Origin of the sequence: Homoserinibacter gongjuensis, from assembly GCF_030161875.1 — a bacterium.
Lineage (GTDB): Bacteria > Actinomycetota > Actinomycetes > Actinomycetales > Microbacteriaceae > Homoserinibacter > Homoserinibacter gongjuensis.
In genome coordinates this window covers 1,179,777-1,205,384 of record NZ_BSVA01000001.1, presented here as the reverse complement: position 1 = coordinate 1,205,384, position 25,608 = coordinate 1,179,777, and the positions used below count along the sequence as shown (strand labels likewise).

23 protein-coding genes and 4 pseudogenes are annotated in these 25,608 nt (G+C 70.7%); 13 read left to right on the top strand and 14 right to left on the bottom strand.

Annotated elements, in window-relative coordinates; genetic code table 11:
* Positions 1-24: 24 nt before the first annotated feature.
* The gene (gene yczR, locus QQK29_RS06585) at positions 25-1,443 is read right to left on the bottom strand and encodes a MocR-like transcription factor YczR (RefSeq protein ID WP_284298829.1); all 1,419 of its coding nucleotides are present in this window, start codon (positions 1,441-1,443) and stop codon (positions 25-27) included.
* A gap of 62 nt (positions 1,444-1,505) precedes the next feature.
* Between yczR and yczE the strand changes: the two genes are divergently transcribed.
* Positions 1,506-2,207 carry a membrane protein YczE gene (yczE, locus tag QQK29_RS06580; RefSeq protein WP_284298827.1) on the top strand — a complete coding sequence of 234 codons (702 nt, stop codon included), beginning with the start codon at positions 1,506-1,508 and terminating at the stop codon, positions 2,205-2,207.
* 185 nt (positions 2,208-2,392) lie between these two features.
* On the opposite strand, the pseudogene QQK29_RS06575 reads toward yczE, so the two are convergent.
* A pseudogene (locus tag QQK29_RS06575) lies at positions 2,393-3,135 on the bottom strand (MerR family transcriptional regulator).
* A 320-nt stretch (positions 3,136-3,455) separates the two neighbouring features.
* Between QQK29_RS06575 and QQK29_RS06570 the strand changes: the two are divergent.
* The 3 genes from QQK29_RS06570 to QQK29_RS06560 are packed head-to-tail and all read left to right on the top strand — an operon-like array spanning position 3,456 to position 4,890.
* Positions 3,456-3,722, top strand: coding sequence for a hypothetical protein (locus QQK29_RS06570; protein ID WP_284298825.1), 267 nt, complete (start codon positions 3,456-3,458; stop codon positions 3,720-3,722).
* The gene (locus QQK29_RS06565; RefSeq protein ID WP_284298823.1) at positions 3,719-4,255 is read left to right on the top strand and encodes a DUF4097 family beta strand repeat-containing protein; all 537 of its coding nucleotides are present in this window, start codon (positions 3,719-3,721) and stop codon (positions 4,253-4,255) included. Before QQK29_RS06570 ends, QQK29_RS06565 begins: the two co-directional genes overlap by 4 nt.
* Positions 4,252-4,890 (top strand): PadR family transcriptional regulator, encoded by a 639-nt coding sequence (locus tag QQK29_RS06560; protein ID WP_284298821.1) that lies wholly within the window; start codon positions 4,252-4,254, stop codon positions 4,888-4,890. Before QQK29_RS06565 ends, QQK29_RS06560 begins: the two co-directional genes overlap by 4 nt.
* A gap of 34 nt (positions 4,891-4,924) precedes the next feature.
* Here QQK29_RS06560 and QQK29_RS06555 read toward each other — a convergent pair whose 3' ends face one another.
* The gene (locus QQK29_RS06555; protein ID WP_284298817.1) at positions 4,925-5,584 is read right to left on the bottom strand and encodes a hypothetical protein; all 660 of its coding nucleotides are present in this window, start codon (positions 5,582-5,584) and stop codon (positions 4,925-4,927) included.
* Between the two features lie 100 nt (positions 5,585-5,684).
* Between QQK29_RS06555 and QQK29_RS06550 the strand changes: the two are divergent.
* Positions 5,685-7,728 (top strand): annotated as a pseudogene (locus QQK29_RS06550) (APC family permease).
* A gap of 87 nt (positions 7,729-7,815) precedes the next feature.
* Here the strand turns inward: QQK29_RS06550 and QQK29_RS06545 are convergent.
* From QQK29_RS06545 to QQK29_RS06530, 4 genes are read right to left on the bottom strand one after another with little or no spacing between them, the layout of a single operon-like run.
* Positions 7,816-8,673 (bottom strand): carbohydrate ABC transporter permease, encoded by an 858-nt coding sequence (locus QQK29_RS06545; RefSeq protein WP_284298815.1) that lies wholly within the window; start codon positions 8,671-8,673, stop codon positions 7,816-7,818.
* Entirely contained in the window at positions 8,670-9,800 is a 1,131-nt protein-coding gene (locus QQK29_RS06540; protein ID WP_284298813.1) for a carbohydrate ABC transporter permease, read from the bottom strand. Before QQK29_RS06540 ends, QQK29_RS06545 begins: the two co-directional genes overlap by 4 nt.
* Before the next feature lie 45 nt (positions 9,801-9,845).
* On the bottom strand, positions 9,846-11,084 hold the full coding sequence (locus QQK29_RS06535) for a sugar ABC transporter substrate-binding protein (RefSeq protein WP_284298811.1): 1,239 nt from the start codon (positions 11,082-11,084) through the stop codon (positions 9,846-9,848).
* Complete coding sequence (locus QQK29_RS06530) at positions 10,993-12,201, bottom strand: LacI family DNA-binding transcriptional regulator (RefSeq protein WP_284298808.1); 1,209 nt, start codon at positions 12,199-12,201, stop codon at positions 10,993-10,995. The genes QQK29_RS06535 and QQK29_RS06530 overlap by 92 nt, the downstream gene beginning before the upstream one ends.
* A 158-nt stretch (positions 12,202-12,359) precedes the next feature.
* Between QQK29_RS06530 and QQK29_RS06525 the strand changes: the two are divergent.
* Both QQK29_RS06525 and QQK29_RS06520 read left to right on the top strand, forming a co-directional pair.
* A pseudogene (locus tag QQK29_RS06525) lies at positions 12,360-12,887 on the top strand (glycogen debranching N-terminal domain-containing protein); the annotation flags it as partial.
* Positions 12,888-13,261: 374 nt separating this feature from the next.
* The gene (locus tag QQK29_RS06520) at positions 13,262-14,806 is read left to right on the top strand and encodes an amylo-alpha-1,6-glucosidase (protein ID WP_284302052.1); all 1,545 of its coding nucleotides are present in this window, start codon (positions 13,262-13,264) and stop codon (positions 14,804-14,806) included.
* Here QQK29_RS06520 and QQK29_RS06515 read toward each other — a convergent pair.
* Complete coding sequence (locus QQK29_RS06515) at positions 14,766-15,197, bottom strand: NAD(P)-binding domain-containing protein (RefSeq protein WP_284298806.1); 432 nt, start codon at positions 15,195-15,197, stop codon at positions 14,766-14,768. The two genes, QQK29_RS06520 and QQK29_RS06515, sit on opposite strands and share 41 nt — an antisense overlap.
* Positions 15,194-15,388 (bottom strand): FAD-dependent oxidoreductase, encoded by a 195-nt coding sequence (locus tag QQK29_RS06510; protein WP_284298804.1) that lies wholly within the window; start codon positions 15,386-15,388, stop codon positions 15,194-15,196. The genes QQK29_RS06515 and QQK29_RS06510 overlap by 4 nt, the downstream gene beginning before the upstream one ends.
* Before the next feature lie 71 nt (positions 15,389-15,459).
* Here QQK29_RS06510 and QQK29_RS06505 point away from each other — a divergent pair, with 71 nt between their 5' ends.
* Both QQK29_RS06505 and QQK29_RS06500 read left to right on the top strand, forming a co-directional pair.
* Positions 15,460-15,849 (top strand): PGPGW domain-containing protein, encoded by a 390-nt coding sequence (locus tag QQK29_RS06505; protein ID WP_284298802.1) that lies wholly within the window; start codon positions 15,460-15,462, stop codon positions 15,847-15,849.
* A gap of 99 nt (positions 15,850-15,948) precedes the next feature.
* Entirely contained in the window at positions 15,949-16,158 is a 210-nt protein-coding gene (locus QQK29_RS06500; protein WP_284298800.1) for a DUF3073 domain-containing protein, read from the top strand.
* A gap of 151 nt (positions 16,159-16,309) precedes the next feature.
* Here the strand turns inward: QQK29_RS06500 and purM are convergent, their stop codons facing one another.
* Both purM and QQK29_RS06490 read right to left on the bottom strand, forming a co-directional pair.
* The gene (gene purM, locus QQK29_RS06495) at positions 16,310-17,485 is read right to left on the bottom strand and encodes a phosphoribosylformylglycinamidine cyclo-ligase (RefSeq protein WP_284298798.1); all 1,176 of its coding nucleotides are present in this window, start codon (positions 17,483-17,485) and stop codon (positions 16,310-16,312) included.
* Between the two features lie 111 nt (positions 17,486-17,596).
* Positions 17,597-19,633: a cadherin-like beta sandwich domain-containing protein gene (locus QQK29_RS06490; protein ID WP_284298796.1), complete on the bottom strand. Its 2,037-nt coding sequence runs from the start codon at positions 19,631-19,633 to the stop codon at positions 17,597-17,599.
* Positions 19,634-19,824: 191 nt separating this feature from the next.
* Between QQK29_RS06490 and purF the strand changes: the two are divergent.
* Positions 19,825-21,281 (top strand): annotated as a pseudogene (gene purF, locus QQK29_RS06485) (amidophosphoribosyltransferase).
* A gap of 107 nt (positions 21,282-21,388) precedes the next feature.
* Here purF and QQK29_RS06480 read toward each other — a convergent pair.
* Positions 21,389-21,694 carry a potassium transporter Trk gene (locus QQK29_RS06480; RefSeq protein ID WP_284298794.1) on the bottom strand — a complete coding sequence of 102 codons (306 nt, stop codon included), beginning with the start codon at positions 21,692-21,694 and terminating at the stop codon, positions 21,389-21,391.
* Between the two features lie 122 nt (positions 21,695-21,816).
* Here QQK29_RS06480 and QQK29_RS06475 point away from each other — a divergent pair, with 122 nt between their 5' ends.
* On the top strand, positions 21,817-22,296 hold the full coding sequence (locus QQK29_RS06475; protein WP_284298792.1) for a P-loop nucleotide/nucleoside kinase family protein: 480 nt from the start codon (positions 21,817-21,819) through the stop codon (positions 22,294-22,296).
* Between the two features lie 89 nt (positions 22,297-22,385).
* Here QQK29_RS06475 and QQK29_RS06470 read toward each other — a convergent pair whose 3' ends face one another.
* Both QQK29_RS06470 and QQK29_RS06465 read right to left on the bottom strand, forming a co-directional pair.
* Positions 22,386-22,673 carry a YciI family protein gene (locus QQK29_RS06470; protein ID WP_284298790.1) on the bottom strand — a complete coding sequence of 96 codons (288 nt, stop codon included), beginning with the start codon at positions 22,671-22,673 and terminating at the stop codon, positions 22,386-22,388.
* A gap of 91 nt (positions 22,674-22,764) precedes the next feature.
* Positions 22,765-23,127 (bottom strand): sterol carrier family protein, encoded by a 363-nt coding sequence (locus tag QQK29_RS06465; RefSeq protein ID WP_284298788.1) that lies wholly within the window; start codon positions 23,125-23,127, stop codon positions 22,765-22,767.
* Between the two features lie 208 nt (positions 23,128-23,335).
* On the opposite strand from QQK29_RS06465, the gene purD reads away from it, so the two are divergent.
* Complete coding sequence (gene purD / locus QQK29_RS06460) at positions 23,336-24,622, top strand: phosphoribosylamine--glycine ligase (RefSeq protein WP_284298784.1); 1,287 nt, start codon at positions 23,336-23,338, stop codon at positions 24,620-24,622.
* Positions 24,619-25,524, top strand: a complete 906-nt coding sequence (locus QQK29_RS06455) for a phosphoribosylaminoimidazolesuccinocarboxamide synthase (RefSeq protein ID WP_284298782.1) — start codon at positions 24,619-24,621, stop codon at positions 25,522-25,524. Before purD ends, QQK29_RS06455 begins: the two co-directional genes overlap by 4 nt.
* Positions 25,525-25,608 lie beyond the last annotated feature (84 nt).

Here is a 25,608-nt window from a genome sequence, read left to right as displayed (position 1 = left end):
CAATCCCCTGAAGGTGCGGCGCTCCTACACGACGTGCGCGAGGTTGGGGTCGTCGAGCCGGATGCTGCTGCGCGTCACGGAGGCCCAGGCGGCGGCGAGCGCCTCGACCCCGCGGTCGATCTGGTCGGGCGGCATGCCGAACGGGATGCGCAGGAAGCGCTCGAAGACACCGTCGAGCCCGAAGCGGGGGCCGGCGCCGATCACGAGGCCCTCGTTGCGGGCGGCGAGGGCGAGTTGCGAGCTGAGCGGTGCGCCGAGCCCCACCCACGCGACGATCCCGCCCTCGACGTGCGGCATCCGCCATTCGGGCAGGTGTTGGCGGATGCGCTTGGCGAGGTGGTCGCGGCCCTGACGCAGGTAGGCGCGGCGTCCCGCGAGGATCTGTTCGTAGCCGGGCACGAGTTCGGCCACGACGAGCTGGTCGAGGATCGGGGTGCCGAGGTCGCTCGCGAAGCGCGCCCGCGCCATCCGCTGGATGAGGTCGCGCTCGGCCCGCACCCACCCGATGCGGAGGCCTCCCCAGATCGACTTGCCGACCGATCCGACGGTGACGACGTTGCGCGCCACCGGGAACGGGTCGGGGCGCGCCTGCCCGTCGAGCCCGAGGCCCGTCATGGTCTCGTCGACGATGAGAGTGGTGCCTTCGCGCTGCGCGAGCTCGAGTACGCGGGCGCGGGTCGCGGCATCCATGGTGCGCCCGGTGGGGTTGTGGAACTCGGGCATGAGGTAGGCCACCGTCGGGCTCGTGCGTTGGAAGGCCTGCTCGAGGCCGGCGACATCCCAGCCCTCGTCGGTCGTGACGGCGACCGGTACGAGACGCGCACCCGCCGCCTTGAGGGCGTCGAACGCGTGCGGGTAGCCGGGCGATTCGACGATCGCGCGGTCGCCGCGGCCGAGCAGGGTGCGGGCGAGCAGGTGGATCGCGGATTGCGCCCCGACCGTGATCATGAGCTGCTCGGGGTCGGTGGGCATGCCGCGCTCGGTGTAGCGATCGGCGATCGCGCGCCGCAGCACGAGCAGGCCGAAGGGGTCGAAGCCGCTGTCGGGGAGGAAGCTCGGCAGGCGGTCGACGGCGGCCTGCGCGGCCTGGGCCACGGCGGGCAGCGCGGGCAGCGACGCCTTCGAGAAGTCGATGGGCGCATCCGCCAGCAGGTCGAGCTCGATGCCGCCGTCGTGGGGCAGTCGCGCGGTGCTGCCCGAGCCGCGCACGCTCTCGAGGTAGCCGCTGTCGCGGAGCTCGGCGTAGGCGGCCGACACGGTGGTGCGGCTGAGGCCGAGGTGGCTCGCGAGCTCGCGCTCGGCGGGCAGGCGCGTGCCGAGCGGGATGCGGCCGTCGAGCACGAGCAGGCGGATGCGGTCGGCGAGCGCCAGGTAGGCGGGCCCGGTGGACCCCCGCCAATCGACCATGAGCAGGGCCAAAGCACGGGCAGACAGCGTGTTCACGCGGCCAGTGTAGCTCGATTGGACTCTTGTTCAAGGTCCAATCCTGCGGTGGACTGCTCTGCGTGACTCCCCGCCTCATCTGGACCCGCCGCATCGCGCAGCTGCTCGTCGGCCTGTTCCTCTATGGCATCGCCATCGCGATGATGGTGCGCGCGGGCATCGGCGTGGCCCCGTGGGACGTGCTCACCCAGGGCCTCAACCGTCAGACCGGCATCTCGTTCGGGCTGCTCACGGTGATCATCGGCGCGGTCGTGCTGCTGCTGTGGATCCCGATCCGCCAGAAGCCGGGCGTCGGCACCGTGCTCAACGTGCTGCTCATCGGGCCGGCGGCGGATGTCGGGCTCGCCGTGATCCCGCAGCAGCACGAACCGGTGCTGCAGGGGCTGCTGTTCGTCGCGGGCCTCGCGCTGCTCGCCGTCGCGACCGGCCTCTACATCGGCGCGCGGCTGGGGCCGGGGCCCCGCGACGGGCTCATGACCGGCATCCATCAGCGCTGGGGCTGGAAGCTCTGGATCGTGCGCACCGGCATCGAGGTGACGGTGCTCACCGTCGGCTGGCTGCTCGGCGGCCAGGTCGGCATCGGCACGCTCGCCTTCGCGCTGCTCGTGGGCCCCATGGTGGGTGTGACGCTGCCGCTTTTGACGGTTCCGCTGCCGCGCGTGGGGGCATCGCCCGCGGCGCCCGCGGCCGAAGCGGCAGCCGCTCCGGAGTCGGCCGCCGCTCCTGAAGTCGCTCCCGAATCGGCGGGGGAGGTGACCGCATGATCGTGCTGCTCTCGCTCAGCGCGTTGTCGCTCTGGGCGCTCATCGCCACCGCCGTCGTGATCGGCTCCGACGGCTACCGGCAGGTGCCGACGAACCGCCTGCTGCTCCCGTAGCGCCCGCCGCGGGCGCCCTCGGCCCGGCGGGATTCCGGATGCGGGTGAAGACGCATCCGGAACCCCGTCCTTCTACAGGTGGCGCTCGGCGTACACCGCGAGCGCATCGCGCACGAACGTCGCGCCCTCGACGCCACCGTAGTTGGCGGCGAAGCGCGGGTCGGCGACGTACATCTCGCCGAGACCCGTGACGTACTCCTTCACGGCGCCCGGCGTACCCGGGATGTCGGCCAGCCACTCGACGTGGCGACGTGCGAGCTCCTGGGCCGCGTCGTCATCCGGCGCGATGCCGGACTCGGCCGCAGCGATCCAGTCGGAGCCGAGCTGCGCCGCGCGTTCCCGCCACTTCGACTTCTCGGTGTCGCTCATGCCGCGCCACCAGGCGTCGGACTTCGCGTACGCGTCCTTGCCCCAGCGCTGCTCGACCTCGTCCTTGTACTGCGTGTGGTCGAAGCCGTCGAACATGTTCTCTGCCATCGGTTTCTCACCCCTTCCAGTGCCTCGATGGTCGCCTCGACGCTCGCGATCTGCCGCGCGAGGCGCTGTCTCTCCTGTCGCAGCCACTCGCGGTGGGCGTGCAGGGCCTGCACATCGCGAGTCTCGCCCGCGAGCACCTCGGCGATCGCCGGCAGGCCGAGCCCGAGGTCGCGCAGCAGCAGCACGCGCTGCAGCCGCACGAGCGCGTCGGCGTCGTAGTAGCGGATGCCGCCCGCGCCGGTGGCGCTCGGCCGCACGAGCCCGATGTCGTCGTAGTGCCGCAGCGTGCGACTCGTGACGCCGGTGAGGCGCGCGACCTCTTGGATGCTGTGTGTCATCCGCTGCTCCTTCCTGCCGTCCGGTGGCTGTTCTGCGGCGCCCTTCGCGGCCCCGCTCTCGTGCCGCATCCGACGTTAGACGTTGACGCAGCGTCAACCGCAACCCCGCGTCCAATGTCGAAAATGCAGGAGAACTGCTGGCCGGATGCCGACAACGCAGGGATGAGGCCGGCGACACGCCCGGCATCTCCTGCATTTTCGACATGGGCGGCTGCGGGGCGCCGGGGTTGCGCAGACGTGACACGCGATATATCGTGACTTCTCGACGGACGCGATATATCGCGAGATAGCCCGGATGCGGGCCGAGGGAAGGAGACGAGATGGCTCAGGAGAAGTGGCTGCTGGACGGACCCAAGACGATCGACATCGAGAACATCCGCCGCCTCAAGGTGGGCCTCGTCGGCGGGCACGTCGACATCGTCGGCCACGACGAGCCCGGTGTGCGCGTCGAGGTGCACTCGGTGACCGGCCGCGAGCTGCTCGTGCAGGTCGACGGCGATCGCCTCGAGATCGACCACCCCAGCTGCGCTGGGACAACTGGATCGACGTCTTCAAGAACTTCGGCTCCTCCATCAAGGCCGAGGTGAGTGTGCTCGTGCCGCGCAGCGTCGCCGTGACCCTCGGGGTCGTCTCGGCCGAGGCGCTCGTGGCGGGCCTCGAGGCCGACGTGCAGCTCAACACCGTGTCGGGCGACGTGGTGGCCGACGGCCTCACCGGCAAGCTCACCGCGAACTCGGTGAGCGGCGAGGTCACCGCGCGGGGCCACGCAGGGCCCGTGGGCATCAACACGGTCTCGGGGGATGTGATCGCATCCGGCGCCGTCACCAAGTTCGACGTCGACGGCGTCTCGAGCGCGGTCATGCTCGACGCCTCGGGGATCCCGGATGTCGTGGGCGTCAACACGGTGTCGGGCGCCGTCACGCTGCGCTTCGAGCCCGACACCCCGGCGAGCTACACGGTGCAGACGGTCGGCGGCAAGCTGCAGATCGACGCGCAGAGCATCTCCGTGGTCAAGGGTCGCTACACCGCCCGTCACGGCCAGCTCGACCAGCGCTGGACCGACGTGCGCGTCAACACGGTCGGCGGCGACGTGAGCGTGCTGCACACGGTGCGCTCATGACCCCGCCCGTCTTCGCCCACGGCCACCTGCGGCTCTACCTGCTGAGCCTGCTCGACGAGCGTCCGCAGCACGGCTACGAACTCATCCAGGGCCTCGGCGATCGCTTCGGCGGCACCTACGTGCCGAGCGCCGGCACGATCTACCCGCGGCTCGCCAAGCTGCAGGAGGAAGGTCTCGTGACCAAGGAGTCCGACGGGCGCCGCACGGTCTACGCGATCACGGATGCGGGCCGCGCCGAACTCGCCTCACGCCAGGACGAGCTCGCCGACATCGAGACGGATGTCACCGACTCGGTTCGCCGCCTGGCCGACGAGGTGCGCAGCTCGGTGAACGACGCGATGCGCACCCTCAAGGCCGACCTCGCCGCGGCAGCGCGCGACGCCCGCGCCGGCACGGAGCCGCCGCGCGCGTCGGGCGGGGGTTCCGCGGGGGCCGACACGGCATCCGATGCCCGCACGACGAGCCGCGTGCTGCTGCACGAGGCCGAGGCCGCGCTCACGAGCTTCCGCGCCGAGCTGCGCAGCGAGTTGCGCTCGCAGGTGGCGGCGGCCCGGCTGCACGCGGATGCCGTCGAACTGCTCACCACGCGGCTCGACGAGGTGCGCCGCGAGGTGACGGCTGCACTCAGGCGCTGAGGGGCGGTTTCGAGACGCGGCCTTCGGCCGCTCCTCAACCAGCGGATGGTGCCGCGAACCGCACGGGGATGTAGAGGTCCTGCACGCGATCGCCGAGCGCCGTGTGGTCGTTGCGGGAGTAGATCGCGCACTTCTCGACCGTGCAGTCGACCCCCTCGCCGACCGGATCGACGACCTCGAGGTAGGCGGTGAAGGTGCCCGTGGCGACGTCATCGTAGGCGCGGGCGCCGAAGAGCTTCCAGGCCCAGTCGTCGTTGATCCAGTTGCTCGGCGCCCACTCGATCACGTCGGCGGCGACCGGGTCGCCCGTCGGCTCGGTCGACGGCACGCCGCCGAGGCAGGGTCCCGGTTTGGTCGCCGGATCGGAGGGGATGACGCAGATCGCGACGTAGATGCCCTGGCCCGCGTCGTATCCGGTTCCGCTCACCACGAGGTGCTCGCCGACTTCGAGGGCCGAGGTGTCGACGGTGCCGCCCGGATCGGGGGAGACGACGCTCAACTCGCGGTCGCGCCCGTCATCGCCGGTCGCCGTGACGGTCGTCGGCCACTCGGCGCCGGGATGCTGCTGGTTGGCGGAGCCACCGTCCTGATGCAGCAGGATCGGCAGCCCGAGAACGGCTGCCGGAACGAGCAGAACGAGCACGACGCCACCCAGGATCCACGGCCACCGCCGCCTGCGTCGCGCACTCGTCACCGCACGATCATAGGCGGCCCGAACCGTGAGAATTCAGGGCCGATGGGCCCACCGTCGTGCCCCGTTGACGCGCACGGCGGAAAGCGTATGCTTTCCCGCCGTGACTCATGAGGGCGGACCCGCCTCAGACGATGCGCCGCGCTCCGCCAAGAACTGGCTGATCGGCGACCCGCTTCCCACGTCGACGCTCGAGAGCCAGCTGCTGCCCAAGCATCTCGCGCTGCCGATCTTCGCGAGCGACCCGCTCTCGTCGGTGGCCTACGCGCCGCAAGAGCTGCTCATGATCCTGCTGCTCGGGGGCTCGCGTTCCTGAGCTTCGCGCCCTGGGTGGCAGGAGCGGTCGTGCTGCTGCTCGTCGTGGTGGTCGCCTCGTACCGGCAGCTCATCAAGGCGTACCCCTCGGGCGGCGGCGACTACGAGGTCGCGTCGAAGAACCTCGGCGAGCACGCCGGGGTCGTGGTGGCGGCGGCCCTCCTCGTGGACTACGTGCTCACGGTCGCGGTGTCGGTCGCATCCGGGGTCGACAACATCATCTCGGCGATCCCCGCGCTGAACCCCTGGCGAGTGGAGCTCGCCGTCGGCTTCGTCGTGCTGCTCGCGGCCATCAACCTGCGCGGCGTGCGCGAGGCATCGAAGGCCTTCGCCGTACCGACGTACCTCTTCATCGGATCGATCGGCGTGATGGTCGTGACCGCCCTCATCCGCACCGCGCTCGGCGATGTGCCGGTGGCCGAGAGCGCCGGGTGGACGGTCGAGGGCGAGCAGCTCACCCAGGCGGCCTTCATCCTGCTGATCCTGCGCGCGTTCGCGAGCGGATGCGCCGCCCTCACGGGCGTCGAGGCGATCTCGAACGGTGTGCCCGCGTTCCGGCGCCCCAAGGTGACCAACGCACAGCGCACGCTCGTGGCGATGGGCTCGATCGCGATCCTGCTGTTCTCGGGCCTCACGGCCGTCGCCCTCATCACGGGCGTGCACTACGCGGAGCACGCGTGCGACCTGATCGGATTCACCGACTGCGCGAGCGAGCCGCAGCGCAGCCTCATCGCCCAGATCGCATCCGCGACCTTCGGCAACAACACGGTGCTGTTCTTCATCGTGCAGGCGGCCACCGCCGCCGTGCTGCTGCTCGCGGCGAACACGGCCTTCAACGGGTTCCCCTGCTCGGCTCGGTGCTCGCCCAGGACGGCTACGCGCCGAAGGCCCTCGCGACGCGCGGCGACCGTCTCATCTTCTCGAACGGCGTGCTCGCCCTCTCGGCCGTGGCGGTCGTGCTGCTCGTCGGGGCGCAGGCGAACGTCACGGTGCTCATCCAGCTGTACATCATCGGCGTGTTCATCTCGTTCACGCTCGGGCAGATCGGCATGGTGCAGCACTGGATCCGTCGGCTGCGCGACGGGTCGGAACCGCCGAAAGCCGTGTGGCGCGGCCTGGCGATCAACGCCCTCGGGGCGCTCATGACGGCATCCGTGCTCGTCATCGTGACGGTCACGAAGTTCACCCACGGGGCCTGGATCGTGTTCGTCGTGATGGGTCTGCTCATCGCCCTGATGATCGGCGTGAACCGCTACTACCGGGATGTCGACCGCGAGATCGCGCCGGATGCCACCACCGTCTTCGGGTCGTCGGGCGACCACGCGATCGTGCTGGTCGGCAGGCTGTCGAAACCCGTGCTGAAGGCGCTCGACTACGCGATCGCCGCACGCCACGAGACGATCGAGGCGGTGCACGCGTCGATCGACGACGAGGCGAGCGCGCAGCTGGAGCGGCAGTGGCGGCAGCACAACATCCGGGTGCCGCTGCGCATCGTGGCCTCGCCGTACCGCGACATCTCGATGCCCCTCGTGAAGTACATCAAGCTGCACCGCGCCGAGCACGGCTCGGAGGTGGTGACGGTGTACCTGCCGGAGTACATCGTGGGGCACTGGTGGGAGAACGCGCTGCACAACCACAAGGCGCGCCGCATCCGCCGCAAGCTCATGCTCGTGCACGGGGTGGTCGTGGCGCTCGTGCCATGGCTGCTCGACTCGTCGGACCTCATCTACGGCCGCCGCTCCCGCCCGCTGCCCGGCCAGGACCGCCGCGGCGAGCCCGTGCGCCCGCCCCTGCGCGCCCCCGGGACGCCCGCCCGCTCACGCACCCGGTGACAAACGCTGTAGCGTCTGGCCGCGCGCGCCACGGATGTCTGCCGCGTGGGGTCGACCGCTGCAGCGTTTGGCCCACACACTCGGCGGTCAGCCCTTCTCGCCGCCCTCGGAGGTCGACATGATGCGGCGCTGGAAGATGAAGAACAGCACGGCCACCGGGATCGACATGAGCACCGCGGCGGCGAGCTGCAGGGGGTACTGGTTGCCGGAGCCGAGCTGACCCGAGGTGAGGGATGCGACACCCGTCGTGAGCGTGTTGAGGTCGGGGTCGTTGCGCGACACCACGAAGTGGGCGAACTCGTTCCAGGACCCCTGGAAGCTCAGGATGAAGAGGGTCACGAGGGCGGGCATCGCCATCGGCAGCACGATCGTCCAGAAGGTGCGGAAGACGCCCGCCCCGTCGATGCGAGCCGCCTCCTCGACCGATACCGGGATCGACTCGAAGAACTGCTTCATGATGAAGATGCCTGCCGCATCGATCATGATCGGCACGATCATGCCCGCGTAGGAGTTGTAGAGCCCGAGCTCCTTGAGGATGAGGAAGCGCGGGATGAGCAGCACGACGTTCGGCACCGCCATCACGGCCACGAGGCACGCGAAGACGACCGCCCGCCCGCGGAACTGCAGGCGCGAGAGCGCGTAGCCGGCCAGTGAGTCGAAGAACACCCGGCCGGTGGTGACGATCACGGTGATGAGCAGGGAGTTGCCGGCCCACTGCAGCAGGGGCACGCTCGTGAAGAGCCGTTCGTAGGCCGCGAAGGTCCACGTCGCGGGCAGCAGGCTGAGCGGCTGCTGTGTCGCCTCGGCATCCGTCTTGAAGCTGCCCGAGATCGAGATCAGGAACGGGTAGATGTAGATGAGGGCGAGCGCCACGAGCAGCACGTAGCTGAGCGCGAGCCCGATCGTCGCGAGGCGGCGGCGGCCGGCGTGCATCGTCATGCTCATCGCTCGCGCCCTTCGCTCGCGGCCGCCTCCGGCACGGCGGTGCCCGCCGCCCGCACGGATTCTGCGTCACGGTGCAGCCGCGCCACGGCACGCACCTCCCGGCGTCGCCCGGCCCGCCCGGCGTCGCGATCTCGCAGCACCCACCGCTGGAAGAGGGTGAGGGCCACGATGATGCCGAAGAGGATGAACGAGATCGCCGCGCCCTGGCCCCACTTGAGGTCGGAGAACGAGGTGTCGTAGGCGAGGAACGCGGGCGTCAGCAGCGTCTTCGCGGGCGCCCCGCGGCCGGTCAGGTAGATCTGGTCGAACACCTGCCACGTGCCGATCAGCCCGAGGGTGAGCACCGTGAAGAGCGTGGGCTTGAGCATGGGCAGGGTCACCGAGAAGAAGGTGCGGAACGGGCCCGCGCCGTCCACGGCGGCGGCCTCCTCGATCTCGGCGCCCACGTTCTGCAGCGCCGCGAGGAACAGCAGCATGAAGGTTCCGGATGTCGTGAAGATCGCCAGGATGATCAGCACGCACATCGCGACGGAGGGGCCAGCGAACCAGTCCCACCAGCTGAGACCGAGCGGTCCGCCCGCGGCCGCGGCACCCGATCCGTCGACTCCGAGGCCGCCGAGCAGCAGGTGCAGCACGCCGCGCGGATCCGCGAACCAGTTGGGGCCGTTGACCCCGAGCCAGCCGAGCACCTGGTTGACCGCGCCGGAGGAGGTGAACAGGAAGATGAAGATCGTCGTGATCGCGATCGAGCTCGTGACCGAGGGGAAGTAGAACGCGGTGCGGAAGAAGCCGCGGCCGCGCAGCATCCGGCGGTTCACCTGCACGGCGAGGAACAGCGCGAGCGCCGTCTGCAGCGGCACCACGAGCAGCACGTAGTAGAGGTTGTTGCGGATCGAGGTGCCGAAGTCGCGCTGCGCGAGGCCGGAATCCACGAGCACCTTGGCGTAGTTGACGCCCCCGACGAACTCGGAGTTGCCGAGCGGCGAGCCGAGGCCGTTCCAGTCGCTGAAGCTCACCCAGAGTGCGAGCAGGATCGGGAGCACGAGGAACACGCCGATGATGAGGATCGCGGGGGCGGTGAACGCCCACCCGTAGCGGGCTTCGTTCCCGCGGATCCCTCTGCTCATCGCGTGCTCCTCGTGCTCCCGGTCAGCGCATCAGCTCGAGGCGGCTCAGCCGTTCGCCTCGTCGAGCGCCGCCTGCAGCTGCTCCTGGAAGGTGCCCAGGATGCCCTTCAGGTCGACGTTCCCCGACGCCATCCCCTCGAGCGACGCGTTGAAGTCGCCCACGACCGACGCCGAGCCGGCGAAGTTCACCGGGCTCACCGCGTAGTCGTTGCTCGCGACGAACGAGGCGTAGTCGGGGTACTTCTCGGCGTAGCTCGCGGCCGCCGACTCGGTCGACGGGATCACGCCGAAGGCGTCGGCGAAGGCGAGCTGCTGGTCGTCGGAGGTGAGGTACTCCACGAGCGACACCGCAGCATCCCGGGTGTCGGAGTTCGCCGGGATGCCCCAGCAGTTCGTGAAGGTGAAGGTCGACTTCCCCTCGGGCCCGGCAGGCAGCTCGTAGGCGGCCCACTTCGTGTCGGGGTAGTCGGATGCGATGCCCTTGATCCAGGGACCCTCGATGACCATGGCGGCCTTGCCGGCGCCGAGCGCCTCGCCACCCCATCCGGCGTCGAGCTCGCTCGGGAACTTCAGCACGCCCTCGTCGTGCAGCTTCTGCACGTACTCGAGACCCGCGAGGTTCTCGGGCGAGTCGGCGGTGGCCTTCGTGCCGTCCTTGTCGACGAGCGTGCCGCCCGCCTGGTTCATGAACACGCCGAGGCGGGCGTACTCGAGACCGAAGGAGAGGCCGACGGTGTCACCCGTGGTGAGCTTCTTCGCCACGGCCTCGAGGCTGTCCCAGTCGGTGGGCACGTCGGCGTCGGTGAGCCCGGCAGCCGCCCACATGTCGGTGTTCACGATGAGGCCGAGCGTCGAGAAGTCCTTCGGTGCGCACACGAAGTCGCCGTCGAAGGTGAAGGTGTCCACGAGCGAGGGGTAGAAGTCCTTCGCGTTCTTCAGGTCCTTCGCGTAGGTGTCGAGATAGCCGTTGCCCGCGTAGTTCGCGAACTGGTCCCAGGCCATGTAGAACAGGTCGGGCGCGTCGTCACCGGCGAAGCCCTGGCTGAGTTGCTGGTTGAGGTCGTCGGCGGCGATGACCTTGACCTTGGCGTCGTTGTCGGCCGCCCAGGTGTCGGCGGCGTCCTGCACGGCCTTCGTCTCGGCGGGTCCGCTCGACCCGATGAGGATCGTGAGCTCGCTGCCGTTTCCGGAGTCACTTCCGCCGCCTCCACCGGAACATCCGGTGAGCACGACAGCGGCGGCCGCGGCGAGCGCGATGGCGCCGATCCACGTCTTCTTGCTCATTGCTCTTCCTTTTCTCTGATGTGATCGCCGGGCGAGGTGCCGTCGGCTTCCTCGACGGGCGCCAGGTGACTCGACCGGCGCACGACAAGCTGGGGGTCACGAGACGGTGACCGAGGGGATCCGCTCCGCTCCCGTGGGGGAGCACGCGACGACCGGTCGCGCCGAGCAGCAGGTCGAGAACGCTCGTGGCCACCTCGTCGAGTCGCTGGTCGACGCTCGAGAGGCCCACCGCCTGCGCGACCGGGGTGTTGTCGAAACCCATGACGGGGAAGTGCGGACGGCCCGCCTCGCGCACGGCCATCATGGCGCCGAGCGCGACCGAGTCGCTGACGCAGACGAGGGCCTCGAGCTCGAGTCCGTCGGCCAGGTGCCGCTCGACGGCCACGCGCGCGGCGGCGACCGCCTCGACCGTCTCGAACGAGAGCTCGGCGAGTTCGGCATCCGCGATGCCGGGGAATCCGGCACGCATCGCGTCGCCCCAGCCGGCACGACGATCATCGCCCGTTCCCGAACCCTCGGGCCAGCCGAGAAAGCCGATGCGCCGGAGGCCCCGGCCGATGAGGTGCTGGGTGGCGAGCGCCGTTCCAGCGCGGCCGTCGACGTCGACCCAGAGCCGTTCGGGATCCCCCACGTCGTGGGCTCCCATGGCACCCCAGGGGCGGCCGAACGAGACGAAGGGGATGCGCTCGCGCGCGAGCCACTCGATGCGCGGGTCGTCGGAGACGGTCGAGGTGAGCACGAAGGCGTCGACGTCGGCGCCGTCGCGCAGGCTGCGGTACTGCTCGATCTCGTGCTGGGGGTCGCGCGCCGTGAACAGCGTCACCCGGAAGCCGCGCTCCGCGGCGTGCTCGGTGAGCGCGTGCAGGAAGCGGTCCTGGATCGCGCCCGAGATGCCGCGCGGCAGCGGGTCGAGGCGGATGCCGATCGTCGAGCTCGTGCGGGTGCGGAGGCGCCGTGCGGATGCGTGCGGTCGGTAGCCGAGTTCGCGCACGGCGGTCTCGACGCGCTCGCGCGTCTCGGGGCGCACGATCTCGGGGGTGTTGATGACGTTCGAGACCGTCTGCCGCGAGACGCCGGCCAGGCGCGCGACGTCTTCCACCGTGGGGAGCTGTGCCACACCGACCTCCTTTGGCCCGATCCTTGAACGATCCAAACCGGATTCGAGAATCGGGGTTTGATCGATCAAATTGTGGGTGTTATGTTACCTGGCGAGCCCGGGCTGTCAACCGGGTCCGGTTCAGCACACCGCGGGAACGAGCAGTGAAGGTCGTCGGGATGCGTGCACACAAGGCCACCGGCCGGCAGCCGCTCCTGCACGACGCGGCGGTCGCGCTGCGGGCGCCCGCCCAGGCGTGGTCGCGGTCCGGCGGCGAGATGACGGCACCCATCGACGGCATCTACGTGTCGGATGTGCGTGTCGCGAGCGCCTGGAGCGTGCGGGTCGACGGCGCCGCCCCGGAGCCGATCGCGACCCTCGAGGACGCGGCCGACCGCATCCGCTTCGTCTCGCTGCTGCGCGGGCTCGACGACGCGGGCGCCGACCCGGACGTGCGGCTCGTCGTGACCCGGACCGTTCGCGGTGACGGCGTCGACCACGAGCTCACGATCGAGTCGCGTCTGAGGCGCGAGCTGCGGGTCGAGCTCACCGTCGAACTCGACGCCGAGGTCACGCCGGTCGAGGTCGTGAAGACCGGCAGGCCCTCGCACGGGGTCGAGCCGGAGCTCACGGATGGCGGAGCCGTCTGGGGAGACGCGGCCGTATCGGCGACGCTGCGCGCACGCGAGGCGACGATCGTGCTCGACGGCTCCCGCATCCGGGTGACCTGGGGCGTCGCGGTGCCCGCGCGTGGCAGCGCCTCGCGCTCGCTCGCGCTCGACGTGCACGACGGGCTCGCGGTCGTGGCAGCGGCGGCCGCACCAACCCCTGGAGCCGCCCCGAGCTCACGGGCGCCGACGACCGCCTGCAGCGCTGGGTCGAGCGGTCGCTCGGCGACCTCGACGCACTTCGCCTCACCCGGGTCGGTTCGCGCGACGAGTTCCTGGGTGCCGGCGCACCCTGGTTCTTCACGCTCTTCGGGCGCGATTCGATCTGGGCGGCCCGCTTCCTGCTGCCGCTCGGCACGGGCATCGCGCACGGCACGCTGCGTACACTGGCCGCACTGCAGGGCCGTGAGCGCGTGCCCGCGACCGCCGAACAGCCCGGCAAGATCATCCACGAGGTGCGACGGGCCACGCTCGAGCTGCCCGACGAGGGCGTCGAGCTGCCGCCCCACTACTACGGCACGGTCGACGCGACGGCCCTCTGGATCTGCCTGCTCGCCGACACCCGCGAGCGCGGACTCGGCGACGACGAGACGCGCGAGCTGCTGCCGGCCCTGCGCGCCGCGCTCGCCTGGATGCGCGACTTCGGCGACAGCGACGGCGACGGGCTGCTCGAGTACGTGGACGAGTCAGGGCGCGGCCTCTCGAACCAGGGCTGGAAGGACTCTGGCGACTCCGTGCAGTGGCGGGACGGCTCGCTCGCCGACGGGCCCATCGCGCTCGCCGAGGTGCAGGCCTACGCGCATGAGGCGGCGGTGCGCGGCGCGGCGCTGCTCGAGGAGTTCGGCGAGGACGCGGCCCAGTGGCGCGCGTGGGCGGCGCGGCTCGCCGCGCAGTTCCGGGCATCGTTCTGGGTGTCGGATGCCGACGGCCGCTACCCCGCGATCGCACTCGACGCCCGGAAGCGCCCGGTCGACTCGCTCACGAGCAACATCGGCCACCTGCTCGGCACCGGCCTGCTCGACGACGCGGAGGCGCGGCTCGTGGCCGCGCGGCTGGTCTCGCCGCGCCTCGACGCGGGCTACGGCATCCGCACCCTGGCAACCGGCTCAGGGGTTACTGGCCGCTGTCGTATCACGGCGGAAGCATCTGGGCGCACGACACGGCCATCGCCATCCGCGGACTGCATCGCGACGGCTTCCGCGACGAGGCCCGGCGACTCTCGGAGGGGCTGCTGCGTGCCGCCGCCGCCTTCGACTACCGCATGCCCGAACTGCACGGCGGCGATGCCGCATCCGAGGTTCCGCGTCCGGTGCCGTACCCGGCCGCGTGCCGCCCGCAGGCCTGGTCGGCGGCCGCCTCGATCGTGGTGCTCGAGGCGCTGCGCAACCCAGCCGGTTGACGAGCGCCGCCGATGGCCGCTCCTGAGCCACCTCGTCGGTGCGTCAGTAGCCCAGCGCGCTGAGCGCCGCCACGATCTGCCGCGCGATCGTGCGGCCCGCGCGATTCGCGCCGATCGTGGATGCCGTGGGCCCGTACCCCGCGAAGAACACGTTGGCGTTGCGGTACGCCGCGCCCGCCTCGACGGTCACCCCGCCGGCCTGCTCGCGCAGCTTGAGTGGAGCGAGGTGCCGCAGTTCGGGTCGGAACCCGGTGGCCCAGATGATGACGTCGGCGTGCTGGAACGTGCCGTCGGCCCAGCGCACCCCGTCGGGCTCGACGCGCTCGAACATGGGCTTCGGGGTGAGCAGTCCGCGCTCGATGGCCGACTGGATGCGGCGGGTGCGCGGCACCCCCGTGGTCGACACGATCGACGGCAGCGCCCGCCCTCGCGTGCCGCGGCGTCCTGCAGCGCGACCGCGCGCGTGCCGCCCTCGATATTGAGCTCCTGCTCCTCGAGGAACTCGAGCGGCCGCCGCGTCACCCACGTGAGACTGCCGGCGACCCCTCGAGCTCCATGAGGAAGCCGATCGCGCTCGTGCCCCCTCCGACGATCACGACGTCGTTGCCGCGCAGGCTCTCGGCATCCGTGTAGTCGACGGTGTGCAGCTGGCGACCCTGGAACTCGTTCATGCCCGGATACCACGGCACGAACGGGGCGCCCCACGTGCCGGTCGCGTTGACGAGGATCTGCGTGGAGAAGGTCTGATCGCCGTACTCGTCGTCGAAGGTCACCTCGAAGCCGTCGAGGGTGGCCTTCACGCGCGTGACGTCGGCGGGGCGCACGACCTTCAGCCCGAAGTGCTGCTCATAGCGGCCGTAGTAGTCGGCGATCACCTCGCGCGCCGGCAGCGTGCGGTCGGCCGTGTCGAAGCTGAGGCCGAGCTCGTCCATACCGGGCAGGTCGTTCACGCGGTGCGCGGAGCCGAGCCGCAGCGCCTCCCAGCGGAACTGCCAGGCACCCCGGGGCCCGGCCCGCGATCGAGCACCACGAAGTCGTTGCCCGGGTCGAGCCCGAGTCGGCGCAGGAAGTACGCCACCGACAGACCCGCCTGACCGGCACCGACGATCACCACAGAGGTGTCGGTCGGCCGCTCGGTCACCCGCCCCACGTTACCCGGCGGCGCTCGGATGCGGGCAGGCGATCTTCAGCCGCCGCCCCTACCCTGGCGGCATGTCCGTGATGCCCGAACCCGACGACCTCGCCGGCGCCCCGTCGTCCGCTGCCTCAGCGGCGGGACGGATGGTGGGTGCCGCTTTCGCGAGCAGCAAACGTGCCGCGGGGCGGGCGCGGGAAGGCATCCGCTCCCGACCGGCCGCGGATCGCGCCTACCGCACCGCGGTCGGCGTGACCGGCGGTGCGACCGTTGCCTTGGGCGTCGTGCTGATGCCCCTCCCGGGCCCCGGCACGCTCGTCGCGCTCGGCGGGCTCGCCGTGCTCGGCAGCGAGTTCGAGGGGGCGCGGAAGGCCAACGAGAAGGCCACCCGGGCGGCGAAGGCGGCCGCAGCGAAGCTCGCCGAGCGGCGGGCACGGAAGGCGTCACGACGCTCGGCGAGCGAGTGAGGCATCCGGTGCGCGACCCGGGCCTGAAGGCGCGCGCATGATAGACTCCCCGGAGTTTTTCCCGTCAACTTGAGCAGCTCTGAAACGAGGGGGTCACGCATGGGGCGCGGCCGTCAGAAGGCAAAGCACACCAAGGTCGCCCGGGAGCTGAAGTACTTCAGCCCGGACACCAACTACAACGCGCTCGAACGCGAACTCGCGGGCAACCCGCGCCTCGAGGAAGACCTCGACAAGTGGCCGGAGTACACCGACACCTACGGTGACGACGACGGCGACGATCTCGACGAGGGCACCGTCAAGACCGCCTGACCGGCGTGGAACACGCGGGCCCGATGCCGTCGCGACCCGAGTGGCAAACGCTGTAGCTCTTGCCGTTGCGCGCCCGCAACACCTGCGGCTCGGCGCTCAATACTGCGGCCCGGCGCCCAACGCTGCAGCGTTTGGACGCAGCTCAGACGGCTCACTCGGCGTAGCTCGACACGAGGCGCACGGCTCCGCCGTCGACGCCCTTCGCGCCCTGCTCGAAACCCGTCAGGTCGTGGGATGCGGTGGAGACCCGCCCGGCGACCCACGCCGGCAGTCCCGCGGCTTCGAGGGCGTGCGTGACCGAGCTCGCGGCATCCGCGGCCACGATCGCGAAGAAGCCCACGCCGAGGTTCCAGGTCGACTCGGTCTCGGCCAGCTGCAGCCCGCCCCACTCGGCGAGCGTGCGGAACACGGGCTGCGGGCTCCACGTGGAGCGGTCGAGCTCGACCCAGGCACCCCTCGGCAGCACGCGCGCGAGGTTCGCGGCGATGCCGCCGCCGGTCACGTGGCTGAGGGCGTGGATGCTGCCCGGCAGCTGCTCGATCACGCGGAGCAGGGGCGCGGTGTAGAGCCGCGTGGGCTCGAGCAGCACCTCGCCCACGACGCCACCCAGCTCGTCGGATGCATCGGTGTAGGCCAGCCCGCGCTTCTCGAGGATGTGCCGCACGAGCGAGAAGCCGTTGCTGTGCAGGCCCGAGCTCGCGATCGCCACCACGACGTCGCCGTGCTGCACGCTCTCGGGACCGAGCACGGCATCCGCTTCGACCACGCCGACCGCGGCACCCGCGATGTCGTAGTCGTCGGGCGCCATGAGCCCCGGGTGCTCGGCCGTCTCGCCGCCCACGAGCGCGGTGCCGGTGGCCTCGCACGCGCGGGCGACGCCCGCCACGAGGGTCGCGATGCGCTCGGGGTGCACCTTGCCGGTCGCGATGTAGTCGGTCATGAAGAGCGGCTTCGCGCCCACCACGACGATGTCGTCGACGACCATCGCCACGAGGTCCTGGCCGATCGTGTCGTGCTTGTCGACGGCGAGCGCGAGTGCGATCTTGGTGCCCACGCCGTCGGTGCTCGTCGCGAGCAGCGGTCGCCGGTAGCCCGTGAGAGCGGATGCGTCGAAGAGTCCCGCGAAGCCGCCCACGCCGCCCAGCACGTCGGGTCCGTGCGTGCGCGCGACCGATGCCTTCATGAGCTCGACCGCGCGATCACCCGCTGCGGTGTCGACGCCGGCGGCCGCGTAGCTCGCGTCGCCGTGGCCGGCCGATTCGGATGCGGCCGAGGAGGATGCGGCCGATTCGGATGCGGCGGAACCGGATGCGGAGGCGCTCGTCACCCGCCCAGCGTACCGGGCACCGCATCCGGCTCCGACCCCACCTGGGGGCCGAGAATCGTGCGAGTTGGTCGCTTCCGGGGAGGGTTGCGACCAACTCGCACGATTCTGGGACTATGCGCGGCGTGCGCGGCGACGGGCGCTGCGGCCCAGGGCGATCAGGCCGCCGCCGAGCAGCACGAGCAGCAGAGCGGATGTCGCGTCCGACGCCGCGTCGACGCCGGTCGCTGCGAGCGCCGCCTCGGTGTAGGCCACGGGGCCGGCGAGCGACACGGCGCCGATCGTGCCGTCACGCAGCACGGTGAACCAGATCGTGGCGCTCACGGGCGTGCCGTCCTGCGCAAAGGTGTCGAACACCACACGGTGCGCACCCGCGGGCACGCTCGCCGGAAGGTGCGCGCTGAGGGTGACGGCCGCCGAACCCGGCACGAGTGCGGTCGTCAGCACGACAGGCGTCGAGTGCATCGTGAGGGTCGCGGCGCCGCCCGGCAGCAGGTCTGCGCCCGAGACGACGATGGGCGCGTTGCCTGCGGACTGCCCGGCCGTGAGACCGGTCGTGAACGCGAGCTGCGGCGTCGGCGCCACCTCGCGCGTCACCTCGATCGTGTAGTCGAGCGACTCGCCGTAGAGCGCCGTCACGGTGACGGTGACGGTGTGCGTACCGACCGCCAGGGGGATGCTTGCGAAGCCGCCCGCGTCACCGTCGATCGTGAGGCCCCAGGCCGACTCGAACGCGGTCGCGGTCACGTCGAGCGACGTGACGAGGTACGGCACCGTCAGCGTGTAGGCGGCCGTATCGGCGTCGAAGGCGGGCGAGAGCGCCCCGTCCGACACGGTCAGGTCGCTCAGCCGCAGTTCGGGAGCCTCGCGTGTCACGGTGACGGTACGGGAGGTCGTGGTGACGCCGTCTTCGGCTGTCACCTCGACCACGATGGCGTTCGCCCCGACGCTCAGCGCGACCGCCTGCGACGGGGTGCCCGAGACGACGTCATGGCCGTTGACGCGGGCGATGGCCGTGATGTCGGCCACGGTCGGCGTCACGGTGACCGCGGTCGTGAGGTACGGCACGGTCGCCGTGTAGGCGGTCTCGACGTTCGCGAACACGGGCGAGAGCGTGCCCTCCGAGAGCGAGAGGCCCGTCAGGTCGGCGTCGGTCGAGGGCGGATCCCGCGTGATCTGCACGGAGTAGCTCTTCTCCGCACCGTTGGCCGCGACGACCCGGATGGCGTAGCCGCTGCCGCCGTTGTAGTTCACCGTGACCGTGGCGGCCACGCCGTCGGCCATCGGCAGGTTGTTGATCGTCATGTCGTTGGCGACATCCGCCGGGGATGCGGTGATCTGCAGCGAGCGCACCGCGTACGGCACCGTCGCGGTGTACGTGGTGACCGCGGGGTCGAACGCGGGGGTGAGCGTGCCCGCCGAGAGAGCGAGCACATCGAGGTCGACGTTCGCGGTCGGCGCGGAGTCGCGCGTCACGAACACGTCGTAGGTGCGGGTCGTCGTGCCGTCGACGGCGGTGACCGTCACCTGCAGGAGGTTGCCACCCACCTGCAGGAAGCTCGTGCCACCCGTCATGGGGCGGCTCGGGTTGGCGATCGTCACGGCGTCGCTCGAGGTGGCGCTCAGGGTGATGCTGTTCGTGGCGTACGGCACGGCCACCGAGTAGCTCGTGACGGCGGGGTCGAAGACGGGGCTGAGGATGCCCGCGCTGACGGTGAGGCTGCTGAGCCGCGGATCGTACGCCGGTGCAGGCGGTGCCGACCGCGTCACCGTGATCGAGTACTGCGTGGATGCCGCCGACGCATCGGTCACCGTGATGAAGAAGCTGTTCGCGCCGAGGCGCAGGATCGCGTTCACGGCGGTCCCACTCGCGGGGGCGACGTTTCCGTTGCCGTCCCAGACGCTCAGGGTCGAGCTCGCGTCGGCCGCCGTGGGCGTGAAGGAGAACGAGGTGACCTCGAAGGGTACCGTCACGTCGTAGTTCGTCACCCCGGAGCTGAAGCCCGGGTTGAGCGAGCCCGTCGAGATGGTGAGGCCGCTGAGCGCGGGCCCGGGAATCGCCTGCGCGGCGGACACCGCACCGAGCGACATGGCGACGCCGAGGACGAGGGAGAGGGCGAGCGCAAGGGAACGTCGCAGGGAGACGGGCATCGTGCAAGCAAATCAGCCGATGGATGCGGTCGGCAGACCCCGAAGGGGAACAGAGTGATCTGTCCACCCACGCGGCGCGGGTCATCCCGGGCGGGCGGCGCCCTCATCCGGAATCCGACAGAGGCGTATGCGAGGATGAGGCGTACCTCATCCGGTGCGCGCGACCTCGAACCCCAGGAGCAGCCCGCAGCATGTGCGGCATCGTCGGCATCGTCTCATCGAGCCCCGTCAACCAGCAGGTTTACGACGCCCTGTCCCTGCTGCAGCACCGCGGCCAGGACTCCACGGGCATCGCCACCGCCGAGGGCTCCATCATCCACATGTTCAAGGCCAAGGGGCAGGTGCGCGAGGCGTACCGCACGCGCGACATGCGCACCCTCATCGGCACCATGGGCCTCGGGCACGTGCGCTACGCGACGCGCGGGGATGCGGCCCGTGAGCAGGAGGCGCAGCCGTTCTACGTGAACGCCCCCTACGGCATCGTGCTCGTGCACAACGGCAACCTCACCAACACGCGCGAGCTCACCGAGGCGCTCTTCCACACCGACCGGAGGCACCTCAACACGAGCTCCGACACCGAGCTGCTCGTGAACGTGCTCGCGAACGAGCTGCAGTCGCAGATCCGCGGCGCCGAGCTCGATCCCGACCAGGTGTTCGACGCGATCGAGACCTTGCACGAGCGCGTCGAGGGGTCGTATGCGGCGATCGCGCTCATCGCGGGGCACGGCCTGCTGGCCTTCCGCGACCCGTACGGCATCCGACCACTCGTGCTCGGGCGGCGCAGCGAGGGGCTCGTGGGCACCGAGTGGGTGGTGGCGTCGGAATCGCTCGTGCTCGAGCACGGCGGCTACGAGGTGGTTCGGGATGTCGCCCCGGGCGAGGCGGTCTTCATCACCCGGTCGGGTGAGCTGTACACGCGGCAGTGCGCGAAGAACCCCGGCTCATCCCGTGCTCGTTCGAGTACGTGTACCTCGCGCGGCCCGACTCGATCATGAACGGCATCTCCGTGTACGACGCGCGCCTGCGCCTCGGCGACCGGCTCGCCGACACGATCGCCCGTCACGCACCGCTCGGCGACATCGACGTGGTCATGCCGATCCCCGACTCCTCGCGGCCGGCCGCCATGCAGGTGGCCCGCAAGCTCGGCATCGAGTACCGCGAGGGGTTCTACAAGAACCGCTACGTGGGCCGCACCTTCATCATGCCGGGGCAGGAGCAGCGCGCGAAGAGCGTCAAGCAGAAGCTCAACGCGATGAGCTCCGAGTTCCAGGGCAAGAACGTGCTCATCGTCGACGACTCGATCGTGCGGGGTACGACCTCACAGGAGATCGTCGACATGGCTCGCGCGGCGGGCGCCAACTCGGTGACGTTCACCTCCGCCGCGCCACCCGTGCGGTATCCGCACGTGTACGGCATCAACATGCCCTCGCGGGCCGAGCTCATCGCATCCGGGCGCAAGATCCCCGAGATCGCCACCGCCCTCGGCGCCGACCATCTCATCTACCAGGAGGTCGCCGACATGAAGTCGGCGATCCTCGAGGGCTCGCCCATCACCGAGCTCGAGATGAGCTGCTTCACGGGCGAGTACGTCACGGGCACGGTGACCCCCGAGTACCTCGAGTGGGTCGAGCGCAACCAGCTCAGCTGAGTTCATGGCGCGGCTGGAGCCGTGACCTGGCGGCGGGGAAACGCCTCCCGCTGTGTGGTCGTTTCTCCCGCCACGGCCGTGCGCTGCGACTCGCGGCGCCGCCGCAGTCAGTCGACGCGCTGGTGCTCGACCGTGACGGTGCGGGCGCGTCGACGGCTGCGCCAGTCGAACGCGAGGCCGATGAGGGCGCCGAGCAGCACGCCCGCCGGCACGCCGTAGATGAGGAAGTAGGCGTAGCTCGCGGCGAAGCCCACCTTCGGGTCGGCCGGGAACAGGCTCGTGAGGATGAGCGTCACGAGCGCACCGAGCACGGCGCCCACCACGAGGAACACACCGATCTTCGGCGCGCGCCGCACGGTCGCCTGCTGCGTGTCGATCGGGGCCTGCTCGGCGGGGTTCTCGGGCGCGCTCACCCTCATTGTCGCGTACCCGGATGGATGCCGCTGCTACGCGGGTGGATCACGTCCGATCTCATCCACATCAGCGATGAGCGTGGCACGTCTCAACCTCCGTGGCGGCGCGTAGCCTCGGCCCGATGACGGTCAACAACAGCCGAGGACCTCGAGTCGTGATGATGTGCGGACCAGGCGGTGCCGGCAAGACCACCTATGCCAAGCGCCTGGAGCGCGACGGCTGGATGCGTTTGTCGTTCGAGATGGAGTTCTGGGATCGCGGAATCACGACGATGCCCTGCGCCGAAGTGGTCGCCGAAGTTGCAGCAGACCTGAAGGCGCGATTGCTTCGCCACGTCGCGGCGGGGAACGATGTCGTGCTCGACTTCGGTTTCTGGTTCCGGCGACAACGCGATGAGTTCCGCACACTGCTCGCGCCGCACGGCATCGTGCCGGAAACGGTGTACATCGCGACGAGCCTGGAGACCATCCTGAGCCGGGTCGGTAACCGACACGGCAGGGGCGCGGATGATTGGCCCCTCAGCGAGCAGACGGCTACGGAGTACTTCGAGCGGTTCGAGCCGCCGACACCCGAGGAGGGACCGCTCGAGGTCGTGCGCTAGCCGCGCCCAGCCCGGCGGACGACCGCTCCTGTCGCAACCGGGATGGACCTTGCTCGTCAACCGACACGTCATCGGCCAATCAACACGCCCTACGCGTCGGCGGCGTCGCGGTCGTCGTCGTCGTCATCGTCTTCGCTGAAGTCGAACATCGAGTCGACGATCGTCCACGGCACGATCTCGACCTCGAGGAATCCGCCCGCCACCGCACGGTCGGCCTCGGTGGCAACCCAGGTGAGTTCCTCGAGAGTGGCGCCGCGCACCAGAGTCTGCACGGCATCCGCACGCCCCGGAAGCGGGCCGGACGCGATCAGGTAGCCCGCCTCCGCGAGGCGGATGTGCAGCTTGCGATGCTGCGGAAACCACGGCGCCTCGCTCATCGGCACCGCCGGGTCGGCGTTCGGTCCGGGGTGTGGATGAGCAGGTGCCAGAGCTCGGGCGCGGTCATGCGGCCACGCTACGCGAGCGGGGTCACTGCCACCGGATCGGGAGAACCTCGGTCAGGTCGGCGCGGGTTCCGGATGCCGACACGCGCGCCGCGGTCACCGCCGCCTCCCAGCTCAGCGCGCCGGTCGCGAGCGCCAGCCAGGTGGCGGCATCCGTCTCGACCACGTTGGGCGGGGTGCCGCGGGTGTGTCGCGGACCCGGGATCGCCTGCGTCGCCCCGAACGGCGGCACCCGCACCTCGACGGAGTTGCCCTCGTGGTCGGTCGCGAGTTGCTCGAGCAGATACCGCACCGCCGTCGCGAGGGTCTGCCGATCATCGGCACCGCTCTGCCACGCGCGCACCGCGGTGCGTCCCGCATCCGCGTCGATCCGCCGCCGCACCGCCATGCCCCGACGCTATCGCGGGTCGGCGGCCCCGTCCGCCTCCCAAATCAAGGATCGCTGCGCCCAAATCAAGGACTGGCGCCGCCTATGTCGCCCCACGCGCCTCGCCGGTACACATCAGTCACATCCGGTCCTTGATTTGGGATCCGCGAACTGCGGCGGCGTGCGACGCCCGGGGCCGGGGCGCAGCGACGCCCGGTAGCCTGTGCGGGTGAAGATCCTCGTTCTCGGATCCGGTGCCCGCGAGCACGCCATCGTCGAAGCGCTGCTTGCTGAGGAGGCCGCGCACGAGATCACCGTCGCCCCGGGCAACGCCGGCATCGCCGCGCGGGTCGAGACCGTGAGCCTCGACGCGTCCAACGGGCGCATCGTCACCCAGTACGCGCTCGACAACGAGATCGAGCTCGTGGTCGTCGGACCCGAGGCTCCACTCGTCGCCGGGGTCGCGGATGCGTTGCGGGCCAAGGGCGTGCCGGTGTTCGGTCCCGATAAGGCGGCCGCAGCGCTCGAGGGGTCGAAGGCGTTCGCCAAGCGCATCATGGAGCAGGCGGGCGTGCCGACCGGACGCGCCATCCGCACGACGAGCCTCGACGAGCTGAACGCCGCGCTCGACGAGCTCGGCGCCCCGCACGTCGTGAAGGCCGATGGGCTCGCGGCCGGCAAGGGCGTGCTCGTCACCGACGACCGGGCCGCCGCGATCGCGCACGCCGAGTACTACCTGCAGCACGGGCCGGTGCTCGTGGAGGAGTTCCTCTCGGGGCAGGAGGTGTCGCTGTTCTTCCTCGCCGACGGTCACGACGTCGTGCCGCTGAGCCCCGCACAGGACTACAAGCGCGCCCACGACGGCGACGAGGGCCCGAACACGGGCGGCATGGGCGCCTACTCGCCGCTGCCGTGGCTCACCGATCGCTGGGGTGCCGAGGCGGCGTTCGTCGACGAGGTGCTCGACACCATCGCCCTTCCCACCGTGCGCGCGCTCGAGGCGGAGGGCACGCCCTTCGTCGGCCTGCTCTACTGCGGGCTCATCATCACCGACGAGGGCGGGCCGGGAGGCGGTGCCGTGCGCGTGATCGAGTTCAACGCGCGCTTCGGCGACCCCGAGACGCAGGTCGTGCTGCCGCGGCTCACGACCCCGCTCTCGCAGCTGCTCTTGGCGGCCGCGACGGGCACGCTCGCGCGACTGCCGTATCCCTCGTTCTCCGACGAGGCCGCCGTCGTCGTGGTGCTCGCGAGCGAGGGCTACCCCGAGAACCCGGTGACCGGTCGCGAGATCACGGGCCTCAGCGAGGCGGCGGAGGTGCCCGGGGTCACCATCCTGCACGCGGGCACGGCACACAGCGACGGGCGCTTCATCGCGACTGGCGGACGCGTGCTCGGCGTCGTCGGGCGCGGCGACGGTTTCGCGGCGGCCCGCGAGGCGGCCTACACCGCGCTCGGTCGCATCCGGCTCGACGGCGGGCAGTACCGCCACGACATCGCCGAGCGGGTCGTGCGATGAGCGCCGACGCGGCCTCGGCCGGCGACCCGCGCCTCGAGGCGCTGCGCTGGCGGCACGAGTACGCGGGCAAGGTGCGCGATCTGTACCTCTCGGATGCCGAACCCGGTCGCGCGCTCGTGGTCGCCTCGGATCGGGTGAGCGCGTTCGACCACGTGCTCGACCCCGGCATCCCGGGCAAGGGCGCGCTGCTCACCCGGCTGAGCCTGTGGTGGTTCGACCGGCTCGACGTACCCAACCACCTCGCGGGGTCGCGTGGCGGCCTCGACGCCCTGTCGACACCGCTGCCGCCGGATCTCGCCGAGCGCGCGATGCTCGTGAAACGGCTCGACATGTTCCCCATCGAGGCGGTCGTGCGCGGCTACCTCGTGGGCTCCGGCTGGGCCGAGTACCAGGAGTCGCAATCGGTGTGCGGCATCCGGCTGCCCGCCGGGCTCTCGAACGGCGACCGCCTGCCCGAGCCGATCTACACGCCCGCCTACAAGGCACCGCACGGCATGCACGACGAGAACATCACCTTCGCGCAGACGGTGGAACTCGTGGGTGAAGCGGATGCCACCGCCCTTCGCGAGCTCAGCCTGCGGGTGTTCGGCGAGGCGTCGGCGATCGCCGAGCAGCGCGGCGTGATCCTCGCCGACACGAAGTTCGAGTTCGGACGCGACCCCTCCTCGGGCGAGATCACGCTCGCGGATGAGGTGCTCACCTCCGACTCGTCGCGCTACTGGGATGCGGAGGCGTACGCGGCGGGCGGTGAGAACCGACTCGACAGCTTCGACAAGCAGATCGTGCGCAACTGGCTCGCTGCCCATTGGGACAAGCACGGCACTCCGCCGCCCCTGCCGCCCGAGATCGTCGAGCGCACCGCGGCCCGCTACCGCGAACTCATCGAGCGGCTGACGGCCTAGCCTTCCCGCCGCTCACCGCGGGTTGAGTAGCCGCGCGCGCTGGCGCGCGGCGTATCGAAACCGGGCTCGGTGGGTCGGCCCCGC

Bases quoted from the DNA above. Each gene is read 5' to 3' on its own strand.
- QQK29_RS06570 (WP_284298825.1), top strand. From the start codon at position 3,456: ATGGCTCAGGAGAAGTGGCTGCTGGACGGACCCAAGACGATCGACATC.
- QQK29_RS06560 (WP_284298821.1), top strand. From the start codon at position 4,252: ATGACCCCGCCCGTCTTCGCCCACGGCCACCTGCGGCTCTACCTGCTG.
- QQK29_RS06545 (WP_284298815.1), bottom strand. From the start codon at position 8,673: ATGAGCATGACGATGCACGCCGGCCGCCGCCGCCTCGCGACGATCGGG.
- QQK29_RS06540 (WP_284298813.1), bottom strand. From the start codon at position 9,800: ATGAGCAGAGGGATCCGCGGGAACGAAGCCCGCTACGGGTGGGCGTTC.
- QQK29_RS06535 (WP_284298811.1), bottom strand. From the start codon at position 11,084: ATGAGCAAGAAGACGTGGATCGGCGCCATCGCGCTCGCCGCGGCCGCC.
- QQK29_RS06505 (WP_284298802.1), top strand. From the start codon at position 15,460: ATGTCCGTGATGCCCGAACCCGACGACCTCGCCGGCGCCCCGTCGTCC.
- QQK29_RS06500 (WP_284298800.1), top strand. From the start codon at position 15,949: ATGGGGCGCGGCCGTCAGAAGGCAAAGCACACCAAGGTCGCCCGGGAG.
- QQK29_RS06490 (WP_284298796.1), bottom strand. From the start codon at position 19,633: ATGCCCGTCTCCCTGCGACGTTCCCTTGCGCTCGCCCTCTCCCTCGTC.
- QQK29_RS06475 (WP_284298792.1), top strand. From the start codon at position 21,817: ATGACGGTCAACAACAGCCGAGGACCTCGAGTCGTGATGATGTGCGGA.
- QQK29_RS06470 (WP_284298790.1), bottom strand. From the start codon at position 22,673: ATGAGCGAGGCGCCGTGGTTTCCGCAGCATCGCAAGCTGCACATCCGC.
- QQK29_RS06465 (WP_284298788.1), bottom strand. From the start codon at position 23,127: ATGGCGGTGCGGCGGCGGATCGACGCGGATGCGGGACGCACCGCGGTG.
- QQK29_RS06455 (WP_284298782.1), top strand. From the start codon at position 24,619: ATGAGCGCCGACGCGGCCTCGGCCGGCGACCCGCGCCTCGAGGCGCTG.